General features: G+C 33.1%; 2 protein-coding genes. Both read right to left on the reverse strand.

What is annotated here, in order from left to right:
* Nucleotides 1-108: 108 nt before the first annotated feature.
* Nucleotides 109-546, reverse strand: a complete 438-nt coding sequence (locus tag GOQ24_RS09435; protein ID WP_155092851.1) for an acyl-CoA thioesterase — start codon at nt 544-546, stop codon at nt 109-111.
* Between the two features lie 54 nt (nt 547-600).
* Nucleotides 601-1,569 (reverse strand): DUF4421 family protein, encoded by a 969-nt coding sequence (locus tag GOQ24_RS09440; RefSeq protein WP_155092850.1) that lies wholly within the window; start codon nt 1,567-1,569, stop codon nt 601-603.
* Between the last annotated feature and the right edge of the window lie 151 nt (nt 1,570-1,720).

The raw sequence follows: 1,720 nt of genomic DNA on the forward strand, positions 1-1,720 counted from the left end.
TTGGTTGCACCTTGAAGATAATTATTTTTGAGGACAAACAATGAAAAAACCCCGCCTTTTTTAGACGGGGTTTTGTTTTTTAGGCTTTTTAGACAGCCTCTTCTTTTATTATAAAGCAGGTTCATACCCCTTAACTTCCTCCTTAAACCATTCAGGTATTTCAATTGTTTTTTTCTCCCTCATATCTACCATTACCTGAGCACTTGTTCCCATAGCATGTACTATAATACTATTGTCTTTCCCATCACTGATTATAGCGTATTCGATATCGAAACTCTTAGTACCCAATCTAGAAATACGCACACCTATCCTGGGATTTCTTACATTTAATTTAATTTCCTTTATATAGTTACAAGTAATGTTCGCAATTACGAACATATCCTTCATCCAATCCCAAGTTCGAGATGCTTCGTCCACATACTTCCCTCTACCTATTTGAAAATACTCTATATAATAAACATTATTAACATGTCCCAAGGCGTCCATATCATTCCAGCGAACTTCTAATGGTGCAAAAAATCGATAATCTGTTATATTAAATTCCATCTGTTATAAACTTTTTTTGAAAGATATAAAAATGTGCCAATACACACGCAATAGTTAGCGTTTCTTTTTCACTATATCAACCAAATCATACTGTAGAATCTTAGGATCTTTCTTTAATGAGAATCGCTTCGTTATTGAAAACCTAAAACTATTATTGGTCAACTGTGTTTGATATTCATCTTTAAAGTTCAAGTAAAGTGAGTTTAAGATAGAAGTCACACCTATCACCCAATCATCACTTTGATAATACAAAGCAAATCTTCCCATCACCTGAGGATTGACAATAAAACGTGTATTATCAGTGAGCAAATTCTTTTCAATAGCTCCATTTATTCCAAGAGTAAAGGAACCTGCTACTAAAAAATTGCGGAAAGCAACCCAATTGTAACCATAACCCACATGAGGCCCGATGCTAATCGTTCTCTTATCGTAGTCAGATATGATATCTGAAAAAGAAGGAATATTTTTTAAAGTACTATAAAAAACACCTGCACCTACCAATAAAGAACCAGCTGATTTCAACTGCTTTTCACTATTGTCATAAGCTGCTGCAACAGAATACTTACGCGAATTAAAAACGTGCTGATACAATACTCCATAAAGGTTAATCTTTAAATTGTCATAGTGATTATACTCATTGCTCTTAGAGATTGGCAAGGAGAACCCTTTATACTGCTGAAAATATATATCTAATACTTGATTCTTGCCGTAGTAATGATACTTCAAATCCCTGGCTTTTGTTTTTGCTTTTGCCTTATCTCTCAGAAACGGAAAGCCGTAACTATAACTCAAAGATGAATTCTTCCACGAAAATCCTAACCCTATACTGGTTGGTTTATTTGGTTCAAAAGAATACTTGTCCGAATCCTCTAAAGTGTAATCTAAAGACAATAAGTCACGCGTCCCAAATATTTTTATACCATAATTGGTCTGATACTTGCCAACATACAAAGAATCTACTTGTCCAAAAGTTGGCCAATAGAACAAAGCAACTAAACTAATTATACTGTATTTTAATTTCATGCAATAAAAAAAACCTTTAGTCAAAACTAAAGGTTTTTCATCATTTAATTCATTGTTGTCCGATAAAAAGAGTAGTTTTTTCAGACTACTCTAATTTTTAGTAAGTTTGAAGTAACCACACTTTAAACTACTATGGGTAAAAATAGTCATT

Origin of the sequence: Myroides sp. LoEW2-1 (genome assembly GCF_009767705.1) — a bacterium.
Lineage (GTDB): Bacteria > Bacteroidota > Bacteroidia > Flavobacteriales > Flavobacteriaceae > Flavobacterium > Flavobacterium album_A.